At 54.9% G+C, this 4508-nt stretch carries 5 protein-coding genes; 2 read left to right on the top strand and 3 right to left on the bottom strand.

The window, feature by feature from the left end; all coding sequences use genetic code 11:
* Nucleotides 1-236, bottom strand: a 236-nt coding sequence (locus tag VKV18_RS12845; RefSeq protein WP_324204596.1) for a hypothetical protein, incomplete at its 3' end; no start/stop codon positions are given.
* A gap of 60 nt (nt 237-296) precedes the next feature.
* Between VKV18_RS12845 and VKV18_RS12840 the strand changes: the two genes are divergently transcribed.
* Entirely contained in the window at nt 297-2066 is a 1770-nt protein-coding gene (locus VKV18_RS12840) for a M14 family metallopeptidase (protein WP_324204595.1), read from the top strand.
* Between the two features lie 27 nt (nt 2067-2093).
* Here the strand turns inward: VKV18_RS12840 and VKV18_RS12835 are convergent, their stop codons facing one another.
* Nucleotides 2094-2444 carry a Rieske (2Fe-2S) protein gene (locus tag VKV18_RS12835; RefSeq protein ID WP_324204594.1) on the bottom strand — a complete coding sequence of 117 codons (351 nt, stop codon included), beginning with the start codon at nt 2442-2444 and terminating at the stop codon, nt 2094-2096.
* Nucleotides 2445-2633: 189 nt separating this feature from the next.
* Here VKV18_RS12835 and VKV18_RS12830 point away from each other — a divergent pair, with 189 nt between their 5' ends.
* On the top strand, nt 2634-3704 hold the full coding sequence (locus tag VKV18_RS12830; protein ID WP_324204593.1) for a foldase protein PrsA: 1071 nt from the start codon (nt 2634-2636) through the stop codon (nt 3702-3704).
* Between the two features lie 123 nt (nt 3705-3827).
* Here the strand turns inward: VKV18_RS12830 and VKV18_RS12825 are convergent, their stop codons facing one another.
* Nucleotides 3828-4322: a hypothetical protein gene (locus VKV18_RS12825; protein WP_324201875.1), complete on the bottom strand. Its 495-nt coding sequence runs from the start codon at nt 4320-4322 to the stop codon at nt 3828-3830.
* Nucleotides 4323-4508: the final 186 nt, after the last annotated feature.

Raw genomic sequence — 4508 nt, 5'->3', positions numbered from 1 at the left:
CCTGGTAGAGTTACCGTGTTGAGAAATCCTCGTGGGTTTGGAATAACCAAAACGAAGAGGTTGCAAACACGTGCAGGACGTGCATGGCGCAGATAACGAAGAGCCGCAGCCTCTTCCCTGCTACCATGTAATCGCTCTTCGGCAACGAAGGGTGTTGACATAGATAGATTTGAATACAAGAGAATGCGCCCCACAAAGGGGTGGTGGCGCAGGGATGCTGAAAAGACGAGGCTCATCCGCCTCGTCTTTCTGTTTAGGCCGGCCGTTATGCGAGGGGGCAGGAACTTCTCTGTCCGATGGCGAAACAAGATGCCGGAGACTTTGTATGGATTTGGAACATGCAGCTTACCGATATTCGATTCGATACCTACTATCCCTATGCCGCGCTTACGGAGTGTCTGCAGGCGCTTGTAGAGGCCTTCCCTCATCTGCTGCGACTGGAATCGATAGGAAAGAGCTATGAGGGGCGTGATGTATGGCTTGTAACGGCCACCCGCTTCGACACCGGCCCCGACACCGAAAAGCCGGCCTATTGGTGCGACGGAAATATTCATGCCACCGAGGTATCGGCCTCATCGGCCTGCCTCTACATTCTGCACTACCTTGCCACCCATTATGGAAGCGATCCGCACGTTACACGCGCTCTGGATAGTCGCGCCTTCTATGTCGTTCCGCGCGTTAATCCGGATGGAGCCGAACTCTATTTTTCCGATAAACCGCGCTTTCTCCGCTCCAGCGTTCGACCCTATCCCTACGATGAGGAGCCTATAGAAGGCCTACGTATTGAGGACGTAGATGGAGATGGGCGCATACTGAATATGCGCATCCCCGACCCGAACGGACCGTGGAAAATCCATCCGGAGCATCCGCGCCTCATGGTGCGCCGCGAGCCTACCGAGACCGGAGGAACTTATTATCGCATTCTGCCGGAAGGGATTTTGGAAAATTGGGATGGCTTCACCTTAACGCTGCAGCGCAATAAGGAGGGGCTTGACCTTAATCGGAACTTTCCTGCCCATTGGCGCCAGGAGCATCAGCAGCGCGGCGCCGGCCCCTTCCCCGGCAGCGAGCCTGAAGTGCACAATCTGCTGCAGTTTATCACGAGCCATCCAAACATCACCGGCGGACTCACCTTCCATACCTATGGAGGGGTGCTGCTGCGCCCTTACGGCACACAAGCCGACGATACGATGCCGGCGGAAGACCTTTGGGTCTTTCAAACAATAGGCCAGAAGGGGGCTGAACTTACCGGCTACCCGCACGTAAGCGTCTATCACGACTTTCGCTATCACCCCAATGAGGTGATCACGGGGGTATGGGACGACTGGATGTACGACCATCTCGGCCTCTTCGCCTGGACGGTAGAGATATGGTCGCCACAGCGTCAGGCCGGGATTACAGAGGGCTTTAGCCCCGATACCAAGTCGGGCCAGTATCGGTTTATTCAGTGGTATCGCGACCATCCTCTAGAAGAAGACATCAAGATGTTGGAGTGGTCTGATGCCAATCTGGGCGGCAGGGGCTATGTGGCTTGGCGTCCCTTCCAACACCCACAACTGGGCGCCGTGGAGATAGGCGGCTGGGACGTTCAGTATGCATTTCGTAATCCTCCGCCCCAATTCCTGGAAAAGGAGATCGCCCCGTTTGCTCGCTGGGTCCTATGGAATGCGCTTCTATCGCCCTTGCTACAGGTACATAGCGCAACAGCCGAGCCACTGGGTGAAGGCGCTTATTGTGTTCGCTTGGTGGTGGATAACGTGGGGTGGCTGCCGACCTACATCAGCAAAAAGGCGCTCGAAAAACAGGTATGTCGCCCGCTGGTGGCCGAGATCGAGCTGCCTGAAGGCGCCGTGCTAGAGGTCGGCAAACCCCGCATGGAGGGGGAGCAGTTGGAGGGCAAAGCCTACAAAGCCTCCGCACCTTACGGGTGGACGGCCGATGCCACCCGCGAACGCGCCAAAGTGGAATGGGTGGTGCGTGGCCCAGCAGGCTCGGTAGTGAAACTTACCGCTCGCCATGATAGGGCCGGTGTGGTACGCGCCCAGGTAACTTTGCCCGACTTTTAGGGACACAGGGAAACGACCGTCGCCAATTTACCCCGTTTCCTCTTCCAGCCCAATGTAGACATACCCTTCTTCCACCTTACAGGGGTAGGTTGTTACACAGACGGTGGGGTCGTCGGGCGATTTTCCGGTGCGGATATCGAACTCCCAAAAATGCAGAGGGCAGATAACAACATTCCCTTCCACCCACCCTTCGCCGAGCGGGCCACCGAGATGAGGGCAGGTGTTATCGAAGCCGTAGAAAGTGCCGTTCACGTTAAAGAGAGCCACCTCCCTTTGCATGGGCACGGAACCTTCGGATGGCAGCGGTCTGTCTAAATGGTAGATTCGAGCGGAACCGGAGGGAATATCGGAGATGGGAGCTATTTTTAGCCAACGCATCAGGCAAACCTCATGTGCCGGGTAAACAGGCGTTAAGTCGTCCTCGGTCTCTGCCATAATAATTGCAGACGGGAACTTAAGATACCCGAAACCCTATATATTTTGTAAAGCAACCACGCGAGCTAAACAGTGAGTGCGTAGATGTTCTCATTGGGGGATACTGAAATCTCCGCCAAGGAGGGGAAAGTTTTGGAAACGAAAGGCTCTTCAGGAGAGAAGTTTGTGGCAACGCTGCCCGAAGTTAAGCCTCGCCGGCAGCCGGAACCCTTGCCACCCGAAAGCAGTCCAAATGCTGGTCGCCGCTTTCCTATTTTGTTGCTGCTTGCCATCACGCTGATTGTTGGAATAGGGCTGGGAGGCTATATTGAAAGCCGACGAGTTCGTGCCCGACAGATGGTCGCTGCGGTGAACGGATACCCTATCTATCAGGACGAGTTCTATCGCCATCTGGAACAGGTTGCCGGGCCACAGGTGATCAAAAACTGGCGCGATACGGTGCTGCGCATTCAATTTGCACAGAGCCTTGGTGTGGCTCCGAGCGATCAGGAGGTAGAACAGCGCTATGCCGAGATCAGCAAAGTGCCGCATTTTGACCAGATGCTGGCCGACCGGTACGAGACGCCCGACGATGTAAAGATGAATCTTCGCTCCACCCTGGCGCAGATCGCGATTTTAACCCACTACTATGGGCACCCTCTGCCCGCATCGGCTGTAGAGGCGGTGTATAAGAAGAACACCGACCCCTCCAATCCGAGTGCGCTTTTCTATCATCCGGAGCAGGTTCAGATCGCCGTGATCATCACCAAAGACAAGTCTACCGCCGATAAGGCCTACGATGCCCTTACCTCCGGCGCCTCCTTCTACACGGTGGCGAAGCAGTATAGTCAAGACGTCAGCGCCCAAAACGGTGGTCTGCTTCCATGGATGCGCAAACAGGGTGGCAGCGCCCCGCAGGCTCTGAAGGACTTGATCTTCTCCCTACACATTGACCAGACCACTACCCCTCACTTCTTTATGGTGCGCGATGCGCTGACACATCAACTGCGGCCAACTTGGTGGATCATTCGTATGGTAGGCCATACCCCTGCTTCAACCGATCCCTTCAACAACGTGAAGGAGCAGTGTGAGCTTTTAGCGCTGCAAAGTCTACTAACTCCTCAGCAAAACGCCCAGTACCAGAAAGATTTCGACGCGTTCAAGAAAAAAGCCCGCCTTCAGGCGTTCTGGCCACGCTATCAGGCGGTGCTATCGTCCGATTAGGGGAATCCCCTTGGTGAAGTGAAGGCGCTTCCAAACAAGTTGGAAGCGCCTTTTGTTTATCCTATTCTCTTGCTTTAGAAAAGCGGTATCGCAAAAAAGCGTTGGACAGAGCGACGTCCTGTGTCAAGGAGCCGGTGGGATAGCGGTAGGTACGGAGGCCGCAGGAGGTTTTTTCAGGCCCGAACCATTGATTCGAGAAAGGTTCAGATCGGCGGAGATGCCCACGATGATGATGCCGGCAATAAGCAGAATGGCCAGCCACGTGTTGCGCTCACGAAAAAATTTCTTGAGCGGCCCCACAGGGTGGGCAACGGCGAGGGTTATGAAGAACATCAGTAGAGCCAAACCGATTTTGATGCCTACCGTGGTTTGGTAGGTCGCATTGACCTCTGGAGTGACCACCGAGAGGTTGTAGAAGCCGGTGATAAGCACCACGATCCACAGTAACCCCATAGAGATGCCAAAACGTTTCCAGGCAAGTTTCAGCTTCTCGTCCTCCTCACCCTCACTTTGGGGCCGTAGGGCACCGAGTACGAAGAGGCCAAAGAAAAGCCCACCAACCACCCCGGCCATGCTCAAAACATGGAGCCATTTGCTAAGAAAAACCAGAATCTCCATTCGCTTCTCCTTTCACCCGTAAATTGTACCTGCTCTTCAAAGGGTTTGGGAGAAATCGGGCGCTTCTAACGACGGAGGTGAGTAAAGGGAGAGCCTAAAATAAAAAGGGACGCGGCAGGTAAAAGGAGAGCAAAACCCTGCCGCGCCAGGGAAGGAAGGTGAACTCGAATCACCAAGTATTATCGG

This window comes from Chthonomonas sp., assembly GCF_035294505.1.
Classification (GTDB): domain Bacteria; phylum Armatimonadota; class Chthonomonadetes; order Chthonomonadales; family Chthonomonadaceae; genus Chthonomonas.
Note: the sequence above shows the minus strand (reverse complement) of the source record. Positions and strands in the feature narration are given on the sequence as shown.

What these genes read in the sequence shown, in the direction of transcription:
- VKV18_RS12840 (WP_324204595.1), top strand. Translation starts at nt 297, where the DNA reads ATGGCGAAACAAGATGCCGGAGACTTTGTATGGATTTGGAACATGCAG.
- VKV18_RS12835 (WP_324204594.1), bottom strand. Translation starts at nt 2,444, where the DNA reads ATGCGTTGGCTAAAAATAGCTCCCATCTCCGATATTCCCTCCGGTTCC.
- VKV18_RS12825 (WP_324201875.1), bottom strand. Translation starts at nt 4,322, where the DNA reads ATGGAGATTCTGGTTTTTCTTAGCAAATGGCTCCATGTTTTGAGCATG.